The sequence below is a fragment of the Buttiauxella agrestis genome (genome assembly GCF_900446255.1).
GTDB classification, from domain to species: Bacteria; Pseudomonadota; Gammaproteobacteria; order Enterobacterales; family Enterobacteriaceae; genus Buttiauxella; species Buttiauxella agrestis.
Genome location: NZ_UIGI01000001.1, coordinates 2,182,528 through 2,204,514, shown reverse-complemented (window position 1 = coordinate 2,204,514; position 21,987 = coordinate 2,182,528). Strand labels below are relative to the sequence as shown.

The following is a 21,987-nucleotide window of genomic DNA, read 5'->3' as shown; positions in this document are numbered from 1 at the left end:
GAACCACTGCGCTGGTCTATACTCCAGTGAGTTTGGGATATTTCAACAAACGAGTCAGATGGGGAACGGGATGCTGGACTGTTCCTGGCGCAATAAAAGGAGTGATGTTGACCATGGATAATCAACTCGATATGAAAGTTCTTAGAGCCATTCATATCCTTAGCACCTCGGGAAGTGTGACTAAAGCGGCTGAAATCCTGCAAGTCACGCCCGGCGCCGTGAGTTATTTGATTAATAAGGCCAGAAAAAGCACCGGTTCTGCCCTGTTTTTCCGAACCCGTAGCGGGATGAAGCCCAATACACTGGCACTCGAACTCAGTCAGCGCTATCAAAGCATCAACCAGGACTACAATGTGGATGGTTCAGCTTTTTCGCCTGGCGGCCGCGCAATTGTGTTAAGCACCCCTTCAATACTGGAGCTTTTGCTGACGATTACGCTGCTGAATAACGAAAATGAACAGACCCAACTGGCCTTTTGCAGACCGTCAGATACCGATTCAGAACGCCTGGCCCGCCTGCGCAATAAAGAAATTGATATTGATATTGGCTCACGTCTGCCCGTAGACAACTCGATTATTCAACTCAAACTCTTCTCCTGTGACGTTGGCATTCTGGTCAGAAAGGGGCATACCACGATTACCCCCCCCTTCACTCTTGATGACTGGCATCAAAATCGCCATGCCATATGGTCTCGCGGGATGCACTTTATTAGTGATGATATTGCACAAACCCAGCATTTCCGGGCATTGTTTGAAAAGCAGGATATTGCCTTTGTGGCAAGCAGCTCACTAAATCTGATTACACTTTGCGCCTTCAGCAATTTGGTTATATTAGTCCCCACCACTATTGGGAAAAAGACGCTCAATATTCTTCCCGTTCAGTTACTCGACGCCCCACCAGAACTGCAAATGCGCTATGAAGGTTATCTTCATTATCACCATTCATTTTCCAGCGATCATTATTTCCAGCAGCTTTTAATCAGATTGCAAACATTCCTACAAAGTTAGCATTTCGAATTTGGTTTTTTAATGATTTGAAATCATCGATTTTATTAAATAAGTTCAACGAGTTACTGGCGCGCTCGCTTGTACTAGCGGGTTGAATCGTATGTTTTTTGATAGATAAATATTCTTATATTTCATAATTAATTACGTAATAGCAGTACTTAATGCTTTAAAATCACTTATCACAAGAGATATATCACCGCGCTCTCACTTTTTTCAATCCTCCTGCGCTTGATGGTCAGCAATTCACCAAATCAATTGATTTAAATTCCTCACATTCAGTATCGTTATTAACCAAAGGGGAGCACAGAGAATTAATGGCTTGTTTTCCTGTTAAAGATAATGGAACACATTAAGGTTCTGTTTTCCCTTTGAGTAGGATTTTAATAATTAAGAAAGTGAAGTTTTCCGGCTTCATTTCTAATCCAATATATTGATTAAAGGGTATTTCGATGAAATTCAATTCCGCTGTTCTTTCCTTAGTGGCTGCTGGCCTTTTCTCTGTTGCTGCGCACGCAGATACGACGGTTGCAGGCGGCACAATTAAATTCGAAGGTCAGGTTGTTGATGCGGCTTGTTCTGTATTTGCTGATTCCATGGATCAAACCGTAACGCTCGATCAGGTGACCGCTTCTAAACTTGCGACCGCGGGTACAGCAGCAGGCCAGCAGAAGTCATTCAATATCAAACTCGAAGACTGCGACACCACAGCAAGCCAGAATGCATCGGTAACCTTTATCGGCCAATCCGATGCCGTTACTTCGGGCGCTCTGGCGAATACCGCCGGTGCGGGTGCGGCAACTAACGTTGCCCTGCAACTGTATGGCGCAGACGGTGCCGTGCTGCCACTGGGCACAACGTCATCCACAACCACGCTGATTGATGGCGAAAATATTCTGCCATTCAGTGTTGATTACATCGCAACAGGCGCTGCGGCAACCGCGGGTAATGTCTCCGCCGTTGCAACATTTAGCACGACCTTCTCCTGATTTGCTGTCTTCCCCCGCTTCATTGCGGGGGACTTTTTAAATTTATGTCAGAGCGCAAAACATCTATGCATATTCTCCAAAAATCTCTTCTTGCCAGTTCTCTGATACTGACATCTGCAACCGCGGCTTACGCCGGAGGAATTGCTTTGGGGGCCACACGGGTTATTTATCATACCAACGAAAAAAACACGGTTTTACCGATTCTGAACACATCAGAAACCACCCGTTTTTTAATTCAGTCTTGGGTGTCTGATGGCAGTAATAATAAAGTCGATAACTTTATCATTACTCCGCCTTTATTTGCTCTTGGCCCCAAAAAAGAGAACCGGCTGCGTATTATTTATAACGGCCCAATGCTGCCACAAGATCGCGAAAGCGTATTTTATATCAATAGCAAAGCGATTCCTTCAGTGCCCAAAGAGTCATTGAAAGGCAATACCTTACAAATTGCGACCCAGAGCGTCATCAAACTATTTATGCGCCCACAAGGGTTGGAATCGAACCCTGCTGATGCTCCTAAATCTCTGACCTGCCATGTTGCAAACGGCCAGGTTATGGTTAAAAACCCGTCGCCCTATTACGTCACACTGGTGCAATTTCGCGTAGGAAACCAGAAGCTAAAAAATAACATGGTGGCACCAAAGTCGACCTTAACCGCAACTATTCCGGGCCATGCTTCGGGCAGTGTCTATTTCCAGTCAATAAATGATTTTGGCGCGAATAGCGCTGAGCAACACTGTACGGGTTAGCCGACACGTTTATTAAGGATTTTTGGGTCGGTAAAGGAACAATAAGACAATGCCTCGTTTAAAATACAAATTAGCCCCGCTGGCGATATATATCGCTATGGGGTCAATACATTGCTACGCGGAAAATGTCTTTAACCCTGCATTTTTATCTGACGATCCTTCTGCTGTAGCCGATCTATCCCATTTTGATGAGGGAGGCCAGGCTCCAGGCATTTATCGTGTCGATGTCTGGGTGAATGAAGAATTCATCACCACAAAAGACATTCAGTTTATTAGCGCAAAGAGCGATGCGCAAAGCAATGATGACACGGGACTTGAACCTTGCCTGACCGTCAAAACGTTAGGTGTTTTTGGCGTGAATACCACCGCGAAGCCCGATCTTGCTGCAACCGCACCCGACACCTGTGTCCATCTCGCTTCCGCCATTGAAGGGGCGATGACGCAGTTTGATTTCGACCAGCAACGCCTGGATCTCAGCGTGCCACAGGCCATGATGAGTACCACTGCACGTGGCTATATCCCTCCAGCACAATGGGATGAAGGCATTAATGCCTTGTTATTTAATTATAATTTTTCCGGTGCTAACAGCAGTGACCGCGAAAATGACAGTGCCAGTAATACCTACTTTTTAGGCCTTAACAGCGGTTTTAACCTTGGGCCATGGCGCTTGCGTGATTATTCGACCTGGAGCTATAGCAGCGGGCAGCGCCGTCAAAACAGCCAGTGGAACCACATCAATACCTATCTTGAGCGGGCCATTATTCCGCTGAAAAGCGAGCTGACCATTGGCGACAGCAGCACACCTTCCGAAGTGTTCGACAGCATTAGTTTTCGCGGTATTCAGATTGCTTCTGATGACAATATGCTGCCGGACAGCCTGCGCGGTTTTGCCCCTACGGTGCGCGGCATTGCCAAAAGCCACGCGCAGGTCACGGTCAGACAAAACGGTTACATCATCTATCAGACCTACGTTTCCCCGGGTGCGTTTGAAATTAAAGATCTGTTCCCTACTTCTTCGAGTGGCGACCTGGTTGTTGAAGTTAAAGAGTCCGATGGCAGCGTGAATATTTACCGCGAGCCGTATTCCACGGTGCCTATTTTACAGCGCGAAGGTCGCATTAAATACTCTGCCACCGCCGGGACTTTTCGCAGTAACAATGATCAGCAAGATAATCCTGGATTCGCGCAATCTACGGTTATCTGGGGTTTACCAAAGGGTTTCACGGCCTACGGCGGCGGGCAATTTGCCAACCGCTACAAAGCGGCGGTGCTCGGTTTAGGGCTAAATATCGGCCGGTTTGGTGCCGTTTCGATGGATGTCACCGGCGCTGATAGCGAACTGGTTGATGGCACAAAGCACGTTGGTTCATCTCTACGCTTCCTGTATGCAAAATCCCTCGGCGCACTCGGCACCAACTTCCAGCTGCTGGGCTATCGCTACTCCACACAGGGCTTCTACACCCTGGAAGAGACCACCTGGAACAACATGTCCGGTTACGTTAGCGACGAAACGATTAACGATGGCACGGCAAAACCTGACTACATCAGTGCTTATAACCTTTACAACAACAAGCGCGACAAATTCCAGGTCAACATATCTCAACAACTGGGGGCTATCGGCTCGCTTTACCTCAGCGGCAGCCGCCAGAGCTATTGGAACACCAATAAAGCCAGCATGCTTTTACAGACCGGTTACAGCGGAAATGTTCTCGGCGTGTCGTGGAACCTGAACTACAGCTACAACAAGATGCCAGGTCTTGCGCACGCTGATAACCGCATCGCGATGAGTGTTTCTGTCCCACTCAGTCTGTGGTTTTCTCAGGGCAATGATGCCTTGCAACGAAACAACTCGACCTACGCAAGCTACAGCGCCAGCAACGATATGCACGGGCACACCACGCAAAGTGCCGGGATTAATGGCACGTTGCTTGAAGACAATAACCTTAATTACAGCGTCCAGCAGGGTTATCAAAACCAAAACAGCAGTGCCAACGGTTCCGTTTCTGCGGATTATGCCAGTTCATGGGGCAATGTTAACGGTGGGTACAACTACAGCGACAACGGCAATTATCAGCAGGTGAATTACGGGCTAAGTGGCGGCGTAGTGATACATGACCAGGGCATTACCCTCAGTCAGCCGCTCGGCCAGACCAATGTATTGATTGCCGCACCCGGTGCGCGAAATGTGAAAGTTGAAGATGTATCAGGGTTAAAAACTGACTGGCGCGGTTACGCCGTGGTGCCGTATGCCACCACTTATCGCCGCAACAAAATGGCACTGGATACCACCTCCATGCCCGATAACGTCGACATGGTCGACAGCGTGGTAAGCGTGGTGCCCACCCGTGGCGCGCTGGTACGCGCAAGTTTCGATACTCAGATCGGTGCCAGGGTGCTGATAAACCTGACCCACCAGGGGAAACCCGTTCCCTTTGGCGCCATGGTTTCAAGTGCTGATAACAGCAGTATCGTGGGTGATGACGGGCAAGTTTATCTTTCCGGTCTCAAACCCGAAGGCTCGCTGACGGTGAAATGGGGAGACGGTGCCACGCGTACCTGTACCGTCGATTACACCCTGCCGGACGATGCCGAAACAAAACCGATTAACACCCTGACAAGAGAATGTAAGTCATGAAAATCACGTTAGAAAAAACATTACTCCAGGTCATGGTGGTGTTGTGTGCGTCACTGAGTACCGCACACGCGTACACCTATACCTGCAAAGGGAAAAGTGGACATCCAACCAATATCTCCGGAAGCTTCGGGACGGTGACGATTTCTGACACCACCTTGAATGTGGTCGGGCAAGTCTTTGATCATGCGGCATCGTGGAACACCGGTGGGCGAATTCAAGTACGCTGCGATGAACCTTCCGGGACTCGTTCCCGGCGCTTCACTGCAACTTCCCCCCTGGTTCCGACCACTCTGGAAGGCACCACACAATGGTTCAATGTGAACGAATACCTCGATACAACGATTAACGTTGCGGTTCAGGGCAACCGCTATGTCCCTTTCAAAAATATACGAGGAGGCGGTGCCAACGACTCAGCAGGCCAGACGAGCATGCCAGCAGGGACCACCGGCTTTCTGGACTTAAAAATCATTAAACCCTTCGTCGGCACCACCTCATTTGACAACATCCATGTGGCCGATATTTTCCTGTCTAAGCAAAGTGGCGTGTATAGCCCGGAACCCATCGCGCAGGTGTTCCTCAATGGCGTTATTTCCGTCCCGCAAAATTGCAGCGTGAATGCCGGTGCGGTCATACATGTTGATTTTGGTACGATGTACAACACCGATTTTACCGCCGCGGGGCAGAAAGCAGACAACGTTACCCCGCAAACTTTCAGCGTGCCGGTTGAGTGCAACTACGGCGCGTCTCTGGCAAACCTCTCACTTTCGTTGAAAGGCACTGCTACCGCCAACGGCGATGCCATCCAGTCTGATAATCCGGACGTTGGCGTGGCGATAACCGACCAGAATAGCGCCCTGCTGCGCCCTAATGACGACTCCAGTTCCATTCCTCTGGCACTCGATCAGATAAATACCGAAACCTTTTCGACCAATGTGATGCTTAGCGCTTATCCGGTCAGTACCACTGGCAACGCTCCTGCCGAGGGCACTTTTACCGCCCTCGCCGTCTTGCGCGTGGATTTTTCCTGAGGAGTTATGATGAAAATAAAACAGCCCCCTCTGAAGGAATTATCCACCGCACTCTTCCTGCTGGTTGCCCCGTATGCCGCCGCGGATGCCTACAACTTGCAAATGACCGGCACGATTTTGTCGCGCACCTGTGATGTCAGCAGTAGCCAAAGCCAGACGGTGAACATCGGCCAGTTTTCCGTAAGTCACTTTGCCGCCGCAGGCGACACGACGGCCGCCAAACGGTTCACCATTGATTTGGTCAATTGTGGCTCCGCCGCGACCGGCACTAAGCTGACATTTTCTGGCACGAACGACAGCGACAACCCGGCATTACTCGCGCTTTCAGACACGGGAAGCACGGGGGCTATGGCAACCGGTGTTGGGATAGAAATCCTCGATAGCAACCAACAGCCGCTGGCGATTAACACCCTGTCATCCGCCGTTTACGAACTCTCGCCGGGGAGCAATTCTCTGCCGTTTTATCTGCGCTATAAAGCCACGCAAAATGTGGTGACGGCCGGGGATGCCTCCTCCGTCATGTATTTTGATTTGCAGTATCAATAAGGTGGCCGCATGAAACTCCATTTTTTGCTCACGGTGGCGCTATCGGCAGGCGGTATATTCGCAGCGCTTGCCCATGACGGAACCATGAATATCACCGGCACGATAACCGACAACACCTGCGTGGTTTCCGCCGATTCACAAAACCTGACGGTGGAGATGGGAAACGTCAGCAGCAAGCAGTTTTACCGGGCGGGTGCCGCCACGCGTTATGAACCGTTTACCATTCATCTGGAACGTTGCGATGCCGCCGCCAGTCGCGTCAGCATCACGTTTATTGGCACACCGAACTCCGTAAATTCGCAGCTACTCGCCGTAACAACGCAAGCGCAAAGCGCTCAGGGCGTAGGAATTGGGCTATACGATAGCGATAAAACGCTGGTTCCGGTTAATAACCTAAGCGGCGGAACCGCACTGACATCGCGCCAGGCAAATGTAACGCTGCCTTTTTTTGCCCGCTATGTGGCTGACGGCAGTAATGTCAGCGCTGGCGCGGCCAATGCCACCATCACTTTTACACTGACTTATGAATAAAACTTTTATTGCAGCAGCCACTATTGTGTTCTTTGGGCACGTCACACAAAGCATGGCGGGAGTCAGCATTGGCGGCACTCGATTTATCTATCACGAGCAGGCAAAAGGGGTGAAAGTTGAGCTTCGCAATACCAGCCAGAGCGCCTGGCTTATCAATACCACCGTGAGTTCTGGCGGTACATGGAAAGGGGTGACACCTTCAACACAACCTGCCCCGTTTATCGCTACACCGCCGCTTTTCTCCCTCAAACCAGGGCGAGAAAACAGCGTTCGCTTACTCAAAACTCACGCCAACATGCCCCCTGACCGCGAAAGTTTGTTTACCTTGAGTATCGCTGCAATCCCTTCGGGCCAGGCTCAAGCCAATAGCGTGCAAATTGCGGTGCGTTCCAGAATGAAGCTTTTTTACCGCCCGGCCAATTTAAAAGGAAACCCGCAGGAGGCTTATAAACAGCTCAGATGGGAGAAAAGCCGTGGGCAGGCCCGCGTCAGTAACCCGACGCCGTTTTATGTGACGCTAGTGAATCTGGTGGTTAACGGTAAAAAAATTGATAACCCAGGGATGGTGGCCCCGTTTAGCACGCGAAGTATCAACGGATGTGCGACGGTAAACACCTGCCATTTAAGCTGGCAAAGTATTAACGATTACGGGCGTATTCTTGAGAAAACCGAACGGGATATTTCCAGGAAATAAGTATTTAAAAAAGGGCCAATAAACCTCAAGATATGAGCTTCATTGGCCGGAAGCGGCGTCAGAGTATTTTTTCAGATCCCTCTCTTCCTGGACGCGCTCGTTATAAGCCAGGTGCGTTTTGATGGCCTCTTCAACCCTGAATCCTTTATTTATCGGCTTGTTTACCCCAGGTTCCGCGCACGTAATTCACCACGTTATTTCGCTCTTCCTCAGACATAACCTGTTTGTAAGCTGGCATTTTGAAAGAAATATTCCCTTGCGTCTGCGGTGTCTGGGTTCCGTCATTAATGACTGAAAGCAGTGACGCCGGATCTTTCGCCATGACGATGGAGTTATTCACAAGCGTTGGCACGGTAAAATCTTTGCCTTTGCCGTCATCGCCGTGGCAGGTCGAGCAATACATGGAATAAAGCGTTTTACCGTCTTTCGGCGAATAGGTTATTGCCCCGCTTGTAGACACCGCACCCGCATCGGGATGGTTAAAATTGAGCAAATAATATGAAATCGCCTCCAGATCGCCGTCGGTCATATATTGCGTACTCTGCATCACCACTTCGCTCATCGGCCCGGAGAGCGCGTCATGCTGGCTTTTGCCCGTTCGCAGCAAGCCTTTTAATTCCTCCCGCGACATCGAGATGTTTCTGAGCGACGGGGCATTCCAGCCGTCAATCATCGCACCGCTCAAATAAACATCGCTGGAGGCGTCATAGGCTTTTTCCTGCATCGTGACGCCGCGAGGAGTATGACAGGCGCCACAATGCCCCGGCCCTTCGACTAAATATTCGCCCCGGCTCAATAATACATTGTGCTGTTCATCGGGCTTATTGGCGTGATTAACCGATTGAGTGTCATCGACATTAAGCCAATTCCAGATATGCAGCGGCCAGCGGGCGGATAATAGCCACGGGATATCATTATCTTTATTCTTTTGCGCCGACGGCGGGACTTCATTCATAAAGTAATCGTACAAATCATGAATATCTTTGTCGGTCATTCTGGCGTAGGAAGGATATGGCATCGCCGGATAGAGCGCGTGCCCGTCTTTCGCAATCCCCTGCCTCACGGCTTTTTCGAAATCTTCGTAAGAGTAATTGCCGATCCCGGCGGTTTTATCCGGCGTGATATTGGTGGCGTAAATATCCCCAACCGGCGTTGAAAATTTCTTGCCGCCCGCCATCGGTTGCCCGCCTTCGGCGGTATGGCAGGCCACGCAATCTGACGCCCGCGCTATGTATTTACCGGGTGAAGAATTACCGGGTGAAGAATCAGCCGCAGCATTTCCGGCAACCATCAAACATCCGATAGCCAATAGAGTTTGTTTCATCTTAAATCACCCCATTGCCTTAAGTTCGTTGACCGCACGCCAGGCCTGGTCAATCGCCGTGTGCGCGTAGGCATCCCAGTCTGAGTCAGAGTTGGCAATTGCAATGCGCCCAATCGGTTTGCGCGCCCGCTCGACAATTTGCGGTATTTTGTCCATATCATCGAACAATGCGCTGGCGTAATACGCATAGCCGTGCGCCCAGCGGTTAACGGTAATTGCCGTGATATCGCGTTGATGGTCAAAGCCGGTATGCCCGAGCATTTCCTGAAGTTGCGAGCGAATCATTTGCTCGTGAGTATCAAACGTCGTGCCCAATAAATACGCTCGCCCCTGGCGGAACTGCTCGCGCGCGCTCAATTTGCTGCCCGGATAGGTTGGGACATAAACCATATGCAGGCACATCGGTTCATCCGGGTTATGCGGATGCTGGTAACTGCCGAGGCTGACCGGGTAATCGAGCTTCACGCGGCTGTACGGGGCCGCCGGAGAATAGAACTCGTGAATACCCAGTTGCGTGAACGCCTGCCAGTTTTTGACCACCACATTGGTGTAAACCAGCGGCGCTTTGACGTTCAGGCGCAGATCGTCTTTTTGCTCTTCCGGCGTTTCTGGCACCAGGTATGGGATCATCATGTTGTAACCGGCCATGATCGCGTTGCGCCCTTTCACACGGTACGCTTTGCCATCGTTAACGTAGGTCACAACCACGCCGCCCTCGCTGTTTTTGGAATTAATCACAATACTGTTAAGACGGATTCGGGTGGTGTTTTCCGGCTGATCGAGCTTTTCGTAATTGAGCCGCGAGGTGACAGAATCCTCCATGGTATTTCCGGGTAACGCTTCAGGTACCAGATGGCGAACGATCAGACGCGCCAGACCCGCATTGCCATCCGGCAAATGATAAACATACGGCTCTTCGAGGTCGGCGAGAGCTTCTTCATCCAGCGGCGGTAGCTCCATGGCATCCATCCCCGGCAGCGCGCAGGTTCGGGCGTCGGAACAACTCACGCCTTCTATACCGATGGCGAAAAAGTCGTTGGTGCGCTGCTGGAAATACATCATCGCCATTTTGCTCAGGCCCACTTTCTCAGTCAGGAAATCGTGATAACTGTGGGTGTCCATCCAGGCGTTTTTTTCGTCCTGCGTCATCCCTTTCAGGTAATCAACCGGGTTCACGTACAGGTCCAGAATGGCTTTGCGGTCACTTTCGCTTAACGGGAAATCGTTGATAAACTCAGCCAGCGGGCGGCCATTGAGCCTGTCCGGAGGAATGTCATCAGCCACCGCACGCCCTGGGTCGCCACCCACAATTTTCGTTTCACCGAAGTTCTTTTTATCAAAGAATACGCCCCGGCTGAGGTGTAAGTCGGGGTAGAAATTCACATCAAAACTTTGCTTCATGCGCGTGACGCTGACGCCGACCGTGGACATCAGCCCGTTGACGACCTCGCTAAAATTTCGTGTCGGCGACTGAAAGGCTTCGCTGCCACCGTAACCGATGATTTTTTTGCCGCCGGCATTAAACTCATTGCGTTTGGCGTGTCCGCCAAAATCATCGTGGTTGTCGAGAACCAGCACTTTGCTCTCTTTACCCATCACATCGTGCCAGAAGCTGGCGGCGGCTAAACCACTCAGCCCGCCCCCGACAATGACCAGATCGTATTCTTCTTTGATGGGAAGATGGTCGGCACTGAATTTTTCATGGTCGCGCCCCACGGCGTGGGCCATTTCAAATGAACCGGGATGATTCCCACGCAGGCCTGTTAACTGCGGCGGGTAATAATCATCGCCCATTATCGTGGTGGCTTTTCCAGCGGCTTTAGCAAGATCGAGCGGCGTCATCCCTGCGGCAATAGTAATTGCCACCCCATTGAGAAAATCACGTCTGGTAATCGACATATAAGACCTTATTTATTTTTTGGCTTTAATTCTTCATCGAGCTTTTTGGAGTCGTAATAATCGCCCTGCCAGGTAATTTTCCCGTTATTGACGGTGATGTAACTCACCCCTTCAAATTTAATCGGGTTATTGGTCGCCGGGCTTCCCGCCCATTCGCCGCTATTTTTGCCGCTGAATTCCCAGCGAAAGGCGATGGTGTCGTGGTCATAAACCGGTTTACTGGTCATTTTCCAGGTTAAATCTGGCACGGCTTTAATAAAGGCCCCAATCACCTCTTTTTCAGCATTGCTTTTGCCATTCACTGGCGTACCGCTTGCGGCGTCGTAATAAACCACGTCCGGCGCTAAATATTGCGCGGCTTTAGCAGCATCATGCGCGTTCCACGCGGACATATAATCTTTAACCACGGTTAACGGAGAAACGTCGGCCAACGCTAAATTTGAGAATAGTACAAAAGATAACGCAGCGGCTTTTATTGCTTTCATTTCATCACCTTATTATTCGGAAACGTCGCACATGATGTGTTTTACGCGGGTGTATTCATCCAGCGCGTACGAGGACAAATCCTTGCCGTAGCCGGATTTTTTAAAGCCGCCGTGGGGCATTTCAGCGCACAGAGGAATGTGGTTGTTAATCCACACGGTGCCGAAATCCAGGCGGATACTAAAGCGCTGGGCGCGACCGTGGTTAGTGGTCCAGACGCTGGACGCCAGCCCGTATTCCACGTCGTTGGCTTTTTCGAGCGCTTCGGCTTCTGAGGAGAATTTTTGCACCGTCATGACCGGGCCAAAAACTTCGTGCTGAATAGCTTCGTCGCGCTGCTCAAGGCCGGAAATAATCGTCGGTTCAAAGTAAAAACCAGGGCCTGCGCCAGGCTTGCCGCCGGTTTCAATTTTGGCATGAGCCGGGAGGCGGCTGATGAACCCTTTCACCTGTTCAAGCTGGCTGCGGCTGTTCAACGCGCCGTATAACGCATTTTTGTCTTCTGGCGTGCCGAAGGTAATTTCGCGGGTTTTGCTCACCAGTTTTTCGACAAACGATGCGTAAATCGACTCTTCAATCAGGATGCGGGTGGCAGAAGTGCAATCTTGCCCGGCGTTGAAGAACCCGGCGGTGGTGATGGTATCGACGGCTTTATTAATGTCGGCGTCGGCAAAAACAATCACCGGCGCTTTGCCGCCCAGTTCGAGATGCGCTTTGGTGAGGTTTGCTGCCGCCGAGGCCGCAACTTGCAGACCCGCGCGGACCGATCCGGTAATCGACACCAGCGAGGCTTCCGGGCTGGAAACCACCAGCGATCCGGTTTCCGCTTTACCGAGCACCACGTTAAAGGCGCCCTGCGGGAATAGCGGTGCGGCCAGTTCTGCCAGAATTAAGGTGCTGACTGGTGTGGTGTCACTCGGTTTGAGTACCACCGTGTTGCCCGCAGCCAGCGCCGGGGCAATTTTCCATACCGCCATCATGAACGGGTAATTCCACGGCGTGACCTGGCCTACGATACCCAGCGGTTCGCGGCGAATAGTGGAGGTTAAACCGGCGGCATATTCGTATGATGCTTTCCCTTCAAGGCAACGGGCGGCACCCGCAAAGAACCGCAGCGCATCGCAAGAAGCCGCAATCTCTTCTTTCTCAATGAAGTGGCGCAACTGCCCGGTCTCTTCACTTTGGGCGCTCACCAGTCGGTCAACATTGCGTTCGATTTCATCGGCCAGCTTCAGAAGCGCTAACTGGCGTTGCGCAGGCGCGGAAAGTTTCCAGACCGCAAACGCGCTTTTCGCCGCGCGGTATGCCTGCTCGACTTCTTCTCGCCCTGCACTCGGCGACAGCGCGTAAGTTTCGCCATTGACCGGGCTGACCAGGTCAAAAAGATTATCCTGCGAACCGGCCAGGTATTGCCCATTGATAAAGTGCTTCAGTACTTTCATCCCGCTCTCCGCTCGTTAAAACATAAACACTATTATGTAATATGTTTTGAGCGAGATAAATTCAATAACAATTTACTAACAATTTGATATGCATCTCATTCCAAAACGATTTTTTGCGCTGCAATTGCGCAGCTCATCAAAGTGAAGTGCCTGAACACGAATACTTAAGGCTTCCTTCATTAACAAGGGGTTGTATGCTATGTTCAAAGGCTCTTTTCAGGGATTATCTCTCCAGGGAATATTATGATTACTCATGCGGTGATATTTGCGCCAATCGGTCAGGCCAGCCGTTCCGATCAAATCGTTCAGCGACTTTCCAACGCCATTATTACCGGCCTGCTTGAGGCCAATGAGCAACTTCCTAATGAAGCGGATCTGGCGAAAATGATGGGGGTTTCTCACATCACTATCCGCGAAGCGTTAAATACTCTGCGTGCCAATAATTTAATCCATACGGTACGTGGGCGTAATGGTGGAAGTTTTGTTTGCGAACAAGCCTGGGAATTAAGTCAAACGCTTAATCCTTTTAAATCATTAAGCACCGATTACCTTTCCGATCTCGGTGAAATGCACTGCGCCATTATTAGTCACAGTGCAAGATTAGCCTCGCGAAGAATGACCCAGGCAGATATTACCCGCCTGCGTGATTTTGTTTCGGTTCTCGACTCAGCCCAATCTCCTGAAGCACGCACTCAGGCGGATATGCGCTGTTTGTTAGCGATTGCGGCGTGTTCTCAATCAGCCCGCCTGGCGAACCAGGAATTGATTTTGCAATCAGAATGGTCATCGCTTGTGGCGATTTTGTTCCGTTCAGACAATATCCATCGCGAAATTGTTGAGCTGTATACCACGTTAATTGACACTCTGGCTTCACACAATGAAGCGGAGTCCGTTAACCTTGCCAAAAAGTTAATCGACACGTTTACTTTCTATCTGATAGAAAATAAATTGATAAACAATATAAAATAATACCCAAAATAATTCGAGTTGCATCGCGACGGCAAGAGAACAAGTCCCGATGAGCTTACATAAGTAAGTGATTCGGGTGCGAGAACGCAGCCAACAAAGAGGCAACTTGAAGTATGACGGGTATATAACAACAGGCATAAATATGCTAACAACATCACTCTGTAACCTAAGCGAAAAAATAGACAGCATCATCAATTCGATGATTGATTCCACCGGAATGCTGGCGAAAGATATTCAATCAACACTTGCTGAAATTGAAGGGGTTAATCTTGAACATCTGCTTGAACCTTCCGTCAGAAAGACCATTCAGGAACATATTAAAAAGACATTAAACAGCAATATTTATTGTTCGGGCGCGGGGTTTGCCAGCCATATCGAAGCCACGGGAAACAATAAGGAATTCTGGCTACTGGAGTGGTGGTATAAGAAGGCCGACGGCGTAAAACAGGTGAATCTTGACTTAGACCAGGCTACCCAACAGCGCCTGGATTTCAGAACCTTTGAGTGGTTCAAACAAGCGCCAGCTGTGGGTAACGCGTTTATTCATGGTCCCTACGTTGATTATATCTGCAATACTTCGTACACCATTACCTCCGCCGTTCCGGTTTATTTCAACCAGCAATTCTTAGGCGTGGCGGCGATTGATTTATTGGTGAGTCGTGTTGAGGATGAGTTATTACCTTTCGCGACGAATGATAAAGTTTTTCTTACCAATAAAGAGCGCAGAATTGTATTTTCGAGCCATCCAAAATTCCGCGTGGGTGACTTGCTGGATGTCAGACTGGCATCTGTGGTTTATGAAAATGATTACTTTAATTTATATCAGGCAAAGTAAAACGGGCGGGTAAAACCCGCCCTTATGTTTATGACTGTTCCGCATTCAACTTGCGAGCATATTCAATCGCATCGTTTTCTGGTGCATTCGAACGGCCAAACGGTTTAGTGATAAACATGTAAAGCAGACCGGAAATGATCACAATCGCCAGCCCGACTAATACCGTCCAGCGATCCACAAAACTCTCGCCTGCCGCCGGTTGTGCCAGTAACCAAATCCCGCACAAACCATAAGCCAGCGCCAGCACGTTGACGATAATTCCCCATGAGCCGACCGTCCATTCCCCTGCTGGTTTCCAGCCTTTCAGGCGCTGACGCAATGCCGCAAGCACCACCATCTGGAAAGAAATATAGATACCGATAACCGCAAAGGCTGTGATTCGCGCCAGGCTATCCGGCTGGAAGTAAACCCAGACACAAATAATCACCGGCAATAAGCAGCTCACCATCATCGCGTTATCCGGCACGCTGTGTTTGGAAATCTTCGACATCCACTCGCTGCCCGGCAGCATGTTATCGCGGGAGAAAGAGAAGATCAGGCGGCTCAATGCGGCTTGCAAAGAAAGAATACACGACAGCATGGCGATAACAGCGACCACGATAAATATCGTCGCCCCGGTTTCACCCAGCGCCTGGTTAAGAATGGTCGGGATCGGGTCTGAGATTTTGCCGTTAACAATATCCTGCAAGTCGGGGGAAGAGAGTAAATACCCCATGATTGAGATAACCGCTGAAATAGCCCCAAACACGATACTTAAAATCATCGCCACTGGAATCTTCTTGCCTGGGTTTTTAACCTCTTCCGCCACATTGCCGCAGGCTTCAAAGCCAAAGAACATAAACAAGCCCATTAACGAGGCGGACATAAACGCGGTGGTGTAATTACCGTCTGCGGAGAGCACGCCCATGGAGTCAAATACCACAGAGAACGGCTGGGCGCGGTGGAAAATTAACAGGTAAATACCCAGCGCAATCACGCTGACAATTTCGCACCAAAAACCAATTTTAGCGACGCGGGCTAAGTTTTTGGTCCCGGACATATTGACCCCCATCATAATCAACAGCAGGACGACGGAAGTCAGCATCATGTTGCCCGCGCTGGTCGCGTAGTGAAACAATGACGCAACAAAGGTGGCGGTATATTCGGCAATGGAAGTGATTGTCACGACTAATGCCCAGAGATAAATCCACGCGGCAATCCAGGCATATTTTTTACCCCACAATCTTCTCGCCCACGGATATAAACCGCCAGTAATCGGATATTGCGAAGCCACTTCGCCAAAGACTAATGCCACCAGCAATTGACCGCAGGCAACAATTAAAATCCACCAGATTGCCGGAGGCCCTGCCAGCGTCACCGCGAGGGCGAACAGCGAATACACCGCAGTAAGCGGCGAAAGATAAGTGAATCCCAATGCGAAGTTAGACATCAGCCCTATCGAGCGGTTGAATTGCTCGCCTTTAACTGGCTGATGTTGAAGATTTTCTTTGTCTGTCGTCTGTTCCATATCTTTTCTCTTTATGTGGCATAAGGGCAGGCAGTGTGTGTATTTTATAAAACATAATATGTTATATGTATACGCTCAATGTCACATAATTGTTAAAGATTTTGACGAGATTTTAACAGGTGGGATTTTGTCGGATGACGCTTCGCTTATCCGACCTACGAAAGGCTATGGCGCGATGAATTGTAGGGTGGATAAGCGAAGCGTTATCCACCATTTTACAAAGTCAGAGTTTTACGCAGACATACTTCATCTCCAGATACTCATCTATTCCGAACTTAGAACCTTCTCGCCCCAGGCCTGACTGTTTAATCCCGCCAAACGGCGCAACTTCATTAGAAATCAGCCCGGTATTGACGCCAACCATGCCATATTCCAGCGCCTCCGGGATTAGCCACTGGCGTTTTGCATCCTGAGTGAAGATATAAGCGGCTAAACCAAATTCGGTGTCGTTGGCGTAATTAACCGCTTCGGCATCGGTTTCAAATTTAAATAGCGGAGCAACTGGCCCGAAGGTTTCTTCTTTCGCAAAGCGCATATTCTGTGTGACATTTGCCACCACCGTCGGCGCGAAAAAGTTTCCACCCAACCCGTGTTTGTGGCCGCCGATTAATACCGTTGCGCCCTTTTCTACCGCGTCGTGAATATGAAGCTCCACCTTCTCAATCGCTTTGGCATTGATTAGCGGCCCTTGAGTAATGCCGTCATCCATGCCGTTGCCGACCTTCAGCGCTTCCACCGCTTTGACCAGTTCCGCGCTGAGCGCCTGATAAATCCCGCTTTGCACATAAATTCGGTTCGCACACACGCACGTCTGCCCGCTATTGCGGAATTTCGACGCCATAATGCCTTTCACGGCCAGCTCAAGATCCGCATCATCGAAGACGATAACGGGCGCATTGCCCCCTAACTCCAGCGACAATTTTTTGATGGTCGGCGCGCATTGCGCCATTAACAGACGTCCGGTGTCCGTGGAGCCGGTAAAACTCAGTTTACGAACCGTCGCGTTGCGGCAAAGCTCACCGCCAATTTCTTTGGCGTCCCCAGTGATTACCTGCAACAGTCCTTGCGGCAAGCCCGCCAGCTCGGCCAGTTTTGCCAGCGCCAGCGCGGTCAGCGGGGTTTGCTCCGCGGGTTTTACGATAATCGCGCAGCCTGCGGCAAGTGCAGGCGCGACTTTGCGGGTGATCATCGCCGCCGGGAAATTCCACGGTGTAATTGCCGCGCAAACGCCGACCGGTTGCCTGGAGACGATAAAACGTTGATCCGCCGCGGTTGGCTGCAACAAAACGCCGTCTACCCTTTTGGCCTCTTCCGCAAACCAGGTAATAAACGAGGCGGCGTAGTTGATTTCACCTCGCGCCTCAGCCAGCGGTTTGCCGCCTTCGAGAGTTATCAGTCGCGCCAGATCTTCACTGTTTTCCTGAATCAGGTTCACCCAACTGTGGAGAATTTTGGCGCGACTGGCCGCCGTTTGCGTCTTCCACTCTTTTTGCGCGACTTCAGCGGCCTCAATGGCGCGCTGCGTTTCGGCCAGCGCCATTGAAGGCACATCCGCTATTTTTTCCCCGGTGGCAGCATTTACTACCGTCATGGTTTTGCCCGACTGCGCATGGCTCCATTCCCCTGCAATCAGGCAGGCATCGCGCAGCAAATCGTTATTTTTCAGATTGATCATTTTGAGTCTCACATCTGCGTCGCGGTTTTAATGATATCCAGCGCCTGATCGAACTGCGCGTCAGGAATCGTCAGCGGGTACAAGAAGCGAATCACGTTGCCATTTTGCCCGCAGGTTAGCAGCAGCAAGCCTTGCTCCAGCGCGCGTTTTTGCACCTGTTGCGCGATGGCCGCAGACGGTTCTCCGGTTGCCGGGTCGTAAAACTCAGCCGCGACCATGGAACCCAGGCCACGGATTTCAACCAGCGCAGGGCATGTGGCGGTGATTTCACGCAGCCGTGAAGTCAGGCGTTCGCCCAGTGTTTGCGCTCGTAAACAGAGCTTTTCGTCCGCAATGACATCCAGCACCGCGTGAGCCGAAGCAACGGCAAGCGGGTTCCCGGCGTAGGTTCCCCCTAGTCCGCCCGGCGCTGGCGCATCCATAATTTCTGCTTTGCCGACCACGCCGGATAACGGCATTCCACCCGCCAGGCTTTTCGCCATCGTCATCAAATCGGGCTGATGGGAATAGTGGTTCATGGCAAACATTTTGCCGGTACGGGCAAAACCGCTTTGTACTTCGTCGGCAATCATCACGATGCCGTGGGTGTTACAAATCTGGCGAATAGCCGCCACAAATTCTGGCGGAGCCACGTTAAAACCGCCTTCGCCCTGGACCGGCTCGAAGATAATCGCGGCAACTTGCGTCGCTTCAATGTCTGATTTGAACAGGCGCTCGATGGCTTTCACCGCATCTTCGGTGGAAATACCACTGAGCTCAGACGGATATGGCGCATGGAATACGGAGCCGGGGAATGGGCCAAAACCAATTTTGTACGGAGCCACTTTGCCCGTCAGCGCCATCGTCATATAGGTGCGGCCATGGAATCCGCCGCTAAAAGCAATCACGCCCGGGCGACCGGTATAAGCACGAGCGATTTTCACCGCGTTCTCAACGGCTTCAGCGCCGGTAGTGAAAAACGCCGTTTTCTTAGGGCCAACAATCGGGGCTGCGGCGTTAATTTTTTCCGCCAGCGCGACATAGCTTTCGTAAGGGACAATCTGATAAGCGGTGTGGGTAAACGCATGAAGCTGCTGTTCGATGGCCTGAACCAGGCGCGGGTGGCGATGGCCGGTATTGAGCACCGCAATGCCCGCAGCAAAATCGATATATTGCTTCCCTTCCACATCGGTAATGGTGCTGTTTTCAGCGGTTTGTGCAAAGAAATTACACATCACGCCCACGCCACGCGGTGTAGCGGCCAGACGACGTTGGTGGAGTTCGTTATTGCTCATTTTTTTATCCCTCACACGAAATTAAGATTTACAGGTTGATTGTCGAATTTCATTTAGACAGTATCTGGTACCTGAATCGAGAGCCAAATCGTTTTATTCATAGGATCCAAATGCGTTCACTTACCGTAGATGTGATCAAGCAGGCATTTCTCCAGACCCCTGCCGAGAAACTGCATAAGAAACTTTATGCCGCGATATGTAATTGTATTCTTGAGGGAAGTTTGCGCCCTGCGGCGCGTATGCCGCCGACCCGCGATTTGGCCAATGAGTTATCGCTTTCGCGTAACACCGTACTGCGGGTGTATGAGCAATTGCAGGCCGAAGGGTATATTTCAACGCGCACCAGCAGCGGCACGTTTGTCACCGAAAGCGTGCTCGATAACCTGAATACGCTGGCCGCACGCACGGTGCCCGCTACTGCGCCAGAAGACCGCGCCAGCCTTTCCCTGCGCTGCCTGGAATTGCTGGAAAACGCCAGCGCCAGCCCGGCGCAATGGGGCGACTTCATTCCCGGCGTGCCGGATGTCGAAAGCTTTCCGCATCGCACGTTTAAGAAAATCTACGACCGTGTCGCCAGACGCCCGAATCCTGAATATCTGACCTACGACGCCGCATCCGGGCTGGAGGAGTTAAAGTCTGCGCTCTCGGATTATCTGCGCACCGCACGCGGCGTAAAATGCACCACCGACCAGATTCTCATTACCGAAGGGATTCACCAGGCGCTGGATTTAGTCACCCGCACGTTATGTAATCCCGGCGACAATGCGTGGATTGAAGAACCCGGTTACTGGGGAATTAAAAATATTCTGCGCATGAATGCGGTGAATATTTCGGCGCTGGAGGTCGATGATCAGGGATTAATGCCGCAGGCCAATGCCGATGAAAAGCCAAAATTAATCTTTGTTACGCCCTCGCATCAGTATCCGCTGGGTTCTGTGATGAGCCTGCCGCGCCGCCAGTTATTACTTTCGCAGGCCAGGGAATGCCAGAGCTGGATTGTGGAAGATGATTACGACAGCGAATTTCGTTTTTCGGGCCAGCCGATTCCATCGCTTCAGGGGCTTGAGGAAAACAGCCCGGTCATTTACATCGGCACGTTCAGCAAAACGCTCTACCCCGCGCTGCGTCTGGGTTACGTGGTTTTGCCCAAAGTGCTCGCCGCTCCGCTTAAAAAAGTTCACAACGAATTATATCGCAGCGGCCATCAGGTGATTCAGGCGGCACTTGCGGAGTTTATTCGCGAAGGTTATTACGCCGCGCATATCCGCAAAATGCGCCAGTTATATAGCAAACGACGCAACCAACTGGTCGAGTTAATTAAGCGGCATTTAGGGGAGGAATATCTCGGTTATTACAATAGTAATGCCGGGTTACATTTAATCATTCAGCTTCCCGCCGAAGTAGATGATATCCACATTGCAAAACTCGCGAATGCCGAAGGTATTCTGGTCAGGCCGCTGTCGCGCTACTATTTTAATGCGCAAAAATCAAAAGGGTTATTAGTTGGATTTGCCAGTGTTCAGGACGACGACATGCTGCCCTCTTTTTTGCGCCTGGTGAAAATGATTAAGCACCATCCCTGAAAGCCCGCGCCGTCGCTTCGCATGTTTCCAAAGTTGTTGAAATTCGATAATGTTACGTTATAACATTTCTCGTAATTTCAAACACCATAATGGAGACACACATGACATCACGCATACCTGGTTTGCTGCTCGGCGCAGGCATTTTGCTCAGTAGCGTCAGCGCTCTGGCACACGGTCATTCGCACGGAACGCCTCTTACAGACGCAGAAAAGAAAGCCAGCGAAGGAGTTTTTGAGAATAAACAGGTCAAAGATCGCGCCCTGACGGACTGGGACGGCATGTGGCAGTCGGTGAATCCGTACCTGTTAAACGGCGATTTAGATCCGGTGATGGAGAAAAAAGCGCAGAAAGACGGCAGCAAAACAGCGGCGCAATACAAAGAGTATTACAAGAAAGGTTATGCGACGGATGTTGATACCATTGGTATCGAAAACAATGTGATTGAATTCCATGTGGGTAAAACGGTGAATTCCTGCAAGTACGATTATTCTGGCTTTAAAATCCTGACTTACACCTCTGGGAAAAAAGGCGTGCGTTATTTGTTTGAGTGTATGGACAGCCAGTCAAAAGCGCCGAAATACGTGCAGTTTAGCGATCATATTATTGGCCCGCGCAAATCTGAACACTTCCATATTTTCATGGGCAATGACTCACAAGAGTCGTTGTTGAAAGAGATGGACAACTGGCCGACTTTTTACGAGTACTCGTTAAGCAAAAATCAGGTTGTCCACGAGATGCTTGAACACTAATAACCAGACCTTTAAAAAAGCGCCGGAATCATCACGGCTTCCGGCGCGCCTTTCAACCTGCCCTATAAATT

At 50.6% G+C, this 21,987-nt stretch carries 19 protein-coding genes; 12 read left to right on the top strand and 7 right to left on the bottom strand.

Annotated features, from left to right (window positions below; translation table 11 throughout):
• Window positions 1-113 precede the first annotated feature (113 nt).
• The 8 genes from DY231_RS10650 (at window position 114) to DY231_RS10615 (ending at window position 8,176) form a co-directional block, all read left to right on the top strand.
• Entirely contained in the window at window positions 114-1,007 is an 894-nt protein-coding gene (locus DY231_RS10650; RefSeq protein WP_172588678.1) for a LysR family transcriptional regulator, read from the top strand.
• Between the two features lie 449 nt (window positions 1,008-1,456).
• Entirely contained in the window at window positions 1,457-1,993 is a 537-nt protein-coding gene (locus DY231_RS10645) for a fimbrial protein (RefSeq protein WP_115628333.1), read from the top strand.
• Window positions 1,994-2,037: 44 nt separating this feature from the next.
• Entirely contained in the window at window positions 2,038-2,742 is a 705-nt protein-coding gene (locus DY231_RS10640; RefSeq protein ID WP_115628332.1) for a fimbrial biogenesis chaperone, read from the top strand.
• Between the two features lie 49 nt (window positions 2,743-2,791).
• Window positions 2,792-5,377: a fimbrial biogenesis usher protein gene (locus DY231_RS10635; protein WP_115628331.1), complete on the top strand. Its 2,586-nt coding sequence runs from the start codon at window positions 2,792-2,794 to the stop codon at window positions 5,375-5,377.
• Entirely contained in the window at window positions 5,374-6,405 is a 1,032-nt protein-coding gene (locus DY231_RS10630; protein WP_115628330.1) for a fimbrial protein, read from the top strand. The genes DY231_RS10635 and DY231_RS10630 overlap by 4 nt, the downstream gene beginning before the upstream one ends.
• A gap of 9 nt (window positions 6,406-6,414) precedes the next feature.
• Window positions 6,415-6,951: a fimbrial protein gene (locus tag DY231_RS10625; RefSeq protein ID WP_115628329.1), complete on the top strand. Its 537-nt coding sequence runs from the start codon at window positions 6,415-6,417 to the stop codon at window positions 6,949-6,951.
• Between the two features lie 9 nt (window positions 6,952-6,960).
• Entirely contained in the window at window positions 6,961-7,482 is a 522-nt protein-coding gene (locus tag DY231_RS10620; RefSeq protein ID WP_115628328.1) for a fimbrial protein, read from the top strand.
• On the top strand, window positions 7,475-8,176 hold the full coding sequence (locus tag DY231_RS10615) for a fimbria/pilus periplasmic chaperone (protein ID WP_115628327.1): 702 nt from the start codon (window positions 7,475-7,477) through the stop codon (window positions 8,174-8,176). Before DY231_RS10620 ends, DY231_RS10615 begins: the two co-directional genes overlap by 8 nt.
• Before the next feature lie 145 nt (window positions 8,177-8,321).
• On the opposite strand, the gene DY231_RS10610 is transcribed toward DY231_RS10615, so the two are convergent.
• The 4 genes from DY231_RS10610 to DY231_RS10595 are packed head-to-tail and all read right to left on the bottom strand — an operon-like array spanning window position 8,322 to window position 13,324.
• On the bottom strand, window positions 8,322-9,500 hold the full coding sequence (locus DY231_RS10610) for a cytochrome c (protein ID WP_115628326.1): 1,179 nt from the start codon (window positions 9,498-9,500) through the stop codon (window positions 8,322-8,324).
• A 6-nt stretch (window positions 9,501-9,506) separates the two neighbouring features.
• Window positions 9,507-11,399 (bottom strand): NAD(P)/FAD-dependent oxidoreductase, encoded by a 1,893-nt coding sequence (locus DY231_RS10605; RefSeq protein WP_115628325.1) that lies wholly within the window; start codon window positions 11,397-11,399, stop codon window positions 9,507-9,509.
• A gap of 8 nt (window positions 11,400-11,407) precedes the next feature.
• Complete coding sequence (locus tag DY231_RS10600) at window positions 11,408-11,884, bottom strand: ester cyclase (protein WP_115628324.1); 477 nt, start codon at window positions 11,882-11,884, stop codon at window positions 11,408-11,410.
• A 12-nt stretch (window positions 11,885-11,896) separates the two neighbouring features.
• Window positions 11,897-13,324, bottom strand: coding sequence for a gamma-aminobutyraldehyde dehydrogenase (locus DY231_RS10595; RefSeq protein WP_115628323.1), 1,428 nt, complete (start codon window positions 13,322-13,324; stop codon window positions 11,897-11,899).
• A gap of 243 nt (window positions 13,325-13,567) precedes the next feature.
• Here DY231_RS10595 and DY231_RS10590 point away from each other — a divergent pair, with 243 nt between their 5' ends.
• Together DY231_RS10590 and DY231_RS10580 are read left to right on the top strand one after the other, a co-directional pair.
• Window positions 13,568-14,293: a FadR/GntR family transcriptional regulator gene (locus DY231_RS10590; protein WP_115628322.1), complete on the top strand. Its 726-nt coding sequence runs from the start codon at window positions 13,568-13,570 to the stop codon at window positions 14,291-14,293.
• 142 nt (window positions 14,294-14,435) lie between these two features.
• On the top strand, window positions 14,436-15,128 hold the full coding sequence (locus DY231_RS10580; protein WP_115628320.1) for a cache domain-containing protein: 693 nt from the start codon (window positions 14,436-14,438) through the stop codon (window positions 15,126-15,128).
• Between the two features lie 28 nt (window positions 15,129-15,156).
• Here the strand turns inward: DY231_RS10580 and DY231_RS10575 are convergent, their stop codons facing one another.
• The 3 genes from DY231_RS10575 to puuE form a co-directional block, all read right to left on the bottom strand.
• The gene (locus DY231_RS10575; protein WP_115628319.1) at window positions 15,157-16,635 is read right to left on the bottom strand and encodes an APC family permease; all 1,479 of its coding nucleotides are present in this window, start codon (window positions 16,633-16,635) and stop codon (window positions 15,157-15,159) included.
• 223 nt (window positions 16,636-16,858) lie between these two features.
• Window positions 16,859-18,307 (bottom strand): NAD-dependent succinate-semialdehyde dehydrogenase, encoded by a 1,449-nt coding sequence (locus DY231_RS10570; protein WP_115631821.1) that lies wholly within the window; start codon window positions 18,305-18,307, stop codon window positions 16,859-16,861.
• An 11-nt stretch (window positions 18,308-18,318) separates the two neighbouring features.
• The gene (gene puuE / locus DY231_RS10565) at window positions 18,319-19,584 is read right to left on the bottom strand and encodes a 4-aminobutyrate transaminase (RefSeq protein ID WP_115628318.1); all 1,266 of its coding nucleotides are present in this window, start codon (window positions 19,582-19,584) and stop codon (window positions 18,319-18,321) included.
• Between the two features lie 110 nt (window positions 19,585-19,694).
• Here puuE and pdxR point away from each other — a divergent pair, with 110 nt between their 5' ends.
• Together pdxR and zinT are read left to right on the top strand one after the other, a co-directional pair.
• Window positions 19,695-21,167 (top strand): MocR-like pyridoxine biosynthesis transcription factor PdxR, encoded by a 1,473-nt coding sequence (gene pdxR, locus DY231_RS10560; protein ID WP_115628317.1) that lies wholly within the window; start codon window positions 19,695-19,697, stop codon window positions 21,165-21,167.
• A gap of 101 nt (window positions 21,168-21,268) precedes the next feature.
• Entirely contained in the window at window positions 21,269-21,916 is a 648-nt protein-coding gene (gene zinT / locus DY231_RS10555; protein ID WP_115628316.1) for a metal-binding protein ZinT, read from the top strand.
• Window positions 21,917-21,987: the final 71 nt, after the last annotated feature.

Excerpts from the sequence above, each read along its gene's own strand:
- DY231_RS10590 (WP_115628322.1), top strand. The coding sequence starts at position 13,568 with ATGATTACTCATGCGGTGATATTTGCGCCAATCGGTCAGGCCAGCCGT.
- DY231_RS10610 (WP_115628326.1), bottom strand. The coding sequence starts at position 9,500 with ATGAAACAAACTCTATTGGCTATCGGATGTTTGATGGTTGCCGGAAAT.
- DY231_RS10650 (WP_172588678.1), top strand. The coding sequence starts at position 114 with ATGGATAATCAACTCGATATGAAAGTTCTTAGAGCCATTCATATCCTT.
- DY231_RS10640 (WP_115628332.1), top strand. The coding sequence starts at position 2,038 with ATGTCAGAGCGCAAAACATCTATGCATATTCTCCAAAAATCTCTTCTT.
- DY231_RS10615 (WP_115628327.1), top strand. The coding sequence starts at position 7,475 with ATGAATAAAACTTTTATTGCAGCAGCCACTATTGTGTTCTTTGGGCAC.
- DY231_RS10595 (WP_115628323.1), bottom strand. The coding sequence starts at position 13,324 with ATGAAAGTACTGAAGCACTTTATCAATGGGCAATACCTGGCCGGTTCG.
- pdxR (WP_115628317.1), top strand. The coding sequence starts at position 19,695 with ATGCGTTCACTTACCGTAGATGTGATCAAGCAGGCATTTCTCCAGACC.
- DY231_RS10605 (WP_115628325.1), bottom strand. The coding sequence starts at position 11,399 with ATGTCGATTACCAGACGTGATTTTCTCAATGGGGTGGCAATTACTATT.
- DY231_RS10635 (WP_115628331.1), top strand. The coding sequence starts at position 2,792 with ATGCCTCGTTTAAAATACAAATTAGCCCCGCTGGCGATATATATCGCT.
- DY231_RS10630 (WP_115628330.1), top strand. The coding sequence starts at position 5,374 with ATGAAAATCACGTTAGAAAAAACATTACTCCAGGTCATGGTGGTGTTG.
- DY231_RS10620 (WP_115628328.1), top strand. The coding sequence starts at position 6,961 with ATGAAACTCCATTTTTTGCTCACGGTGGCGCTATCGGCAGGCGGTATA.
- DY231_RS10645 (WP_115628333.1), top strand. The coding sequence starts at position 1,457 with ATGAAATTCAATTCCGCTGTTCTTTCCTTAGTGGCTGCTGGCCTTTTC.
- puuE (WP_115628318.1), bottom strand. The coding sequence starts at position 19,584 with ATGAGCAATAACGAACTCCACCAACGTCGTCTGGCCGCTACACCGCGT.
- DY231_RS10600 (WP_115628324.1), bottom strand. The coding sequence starts at position 11,884 with ATGAAAGCAATAAAAGCCGCTGCGTTATCTTTTGTACTATTCTCAAAT.
- zinT (WP_115628316.1), top strand. The coding sequence starts at position 21,269 with ATGACATCACGCATACCTGGTTTGCTGCTCGGCGCAGGCATTTTGCTC.
- DY231_RS10580 (WP_115628320.1), top strand. The coding sequence starts at position 14,436 with ATGCTAACAACATCACTCTGTAACCTAAGCGAAAAAATAGACAGCATC.
- DY231_RS10575 (WP_115628319.1), bottom strand. The coding sequence starts at position 16,635 with ATGGAACAGACGACAGACAAAGAAAATCTTCAACATCAGCCAGTTAAA.
- DY231_RS10625 (WP_115628329.1), top strand. The coding sequence starts at position 6,415 with ATGAAAATAAAACAGCCCCCTCTGAAGGAATTATCCACCGCACTCTTC.